The organism is Acinetobacter sp. MF4642 (assembly GCF_002018925.1).
Taxonomy (GTDB): Bacteria; Pseudomonadota; Gammaproteobacteria; order Pseudomonadales; family Moraxellaceae; genus Acinetobacter; species Acinetobacter johnsonii.
Genome location: NZ_MVON01000076.1, coordinates 1 through 1,327, shown reverse-complemented (window position 1 = coordinate 1,327; position 1,327 = coordinate 1). Strand labels below are relative to the sequence as shown.

At 38.7% G+C, this 1,327-nt stretch carries 1 protein-coding gene; it reads right to left on the bottom strand.

The genetic code is table 11. The features are described 5' to 3' along the window. Nucleotides 1-45: 45 nt before the first annotated feature. Nucleotides 46-1,283, bottom strand: a protein-coding gene (locus MF4642_RS16475; protein WP_101495459.1) for an IS3 family transposase whose coding sequence is annotated in 2 segments (ribosomal slippage) — nt 46-947 and nt 947-1,283 — 1,239 coding nt in all. Because the reading frame shifts where the segments join, the coding sequence is not laid out codon by codon here. Nucleotides 1,284-1,327 lie beyond the last annotated feature (44 nt).

Sequence of the window (1,327 nt, the reverse complement as noted above, 5' to 3'; positions counted from 1 at the left end):
TGTCTTGTCCTGAAATAGATTGACAGTATTCCACTTCAAACCGAGTTAAGCAATTAGCTCGGTTTTAGTTTGCTCATACATCTGATTCGGGGTGTTCATATTTAAACTTAAATGTGGTCTATAGCAATTATAAATCATGATAGATTCCGTAATTAAGTGATCTAACTCCTTCATGGTTTGACATCGTGTAGTTAAAAACTCCTGCTTTAATATTCCATTAATCCGCTCTGCTAATGCATTTTGATATGAGAAACACTGTTTCGCAAGGTATCCATCTGTCATGGAAGGACATATCCCATAATGGCGCAATGCCGATTGATATAGCTCAGAGCAATACTGAGAGCCTCTGTCTGAATGATGAATCATCCTAGTCGCTCGATCCGTCACATGCTGCATCGCCATATGTAGAGCCTGCATAACATTCTCCGCACGCATATCATTCGATAACTTATAACCTTTAATCTGACGGGTATAAGCATCTGTCACCAATGATAAATAATGTACGCCTTCAGCACTCTCAACATAAGTAATATCACTAACAAAGACTTCGTTGGCTTGCACTGCTGAATAATCCTTTAATAAATTTGGATGCTTCTTCATCCAATGCTTGCTATCCGTAGTTTTTGTATAGCGACGCTTGGGGCGAATCAATAAATTATGCTCTTTCAATATTTTAAATAACTGATCCCGTCCACACTTTAAACCACGCTGCAACAATTTGCCTTTAATAAGCCAATACAACTTACGTGTTCCGATACTTGGCATGAGACAACGATATTCCATAACCAACTCAAGTATTTTTTCAGTTGCTTGTGCAGTCATTTGAGCACGTTTTTCTGCTTGATAATAAGCTTGTCGGGTGATTCCCAACCACTGACAATAACGTGAAACGCTTAGTCCTCTTTGGCTTTGCCAATCTTTGAAACGTGCTCGGTATACTTTTTTCCAAGATCAGTCCCACATTCTTTATCAATGTGATAAATCACATCCTGAATAAATTCAGTTTTAAGCTTTTCTGCGGCTAACTGCTTTTCTAATTGGCGGATTCGTTGTTGGGGTGTTAATTGGCGTTTAGAAGAAGGCGGCATATTCGAAGTCCAGTCCTGTTGTCCGTGCTTGCGTAACCATACCAGCACAGTTGATCTTCCTTGAATACCATATTTTGCCTGAGCTTGTTTATAAGTAATTTGCCCTTTTTCTACTTCATGTACAACCATCATTTTAAAGGCAAAGCTATAATCACCTTGTGTACGTTTAACTCTTTGTTCTCGTTCATGTTCCATAAAATAAGCCTCTTAAAGGTGTAAACTTATTTCAGGACGGGACA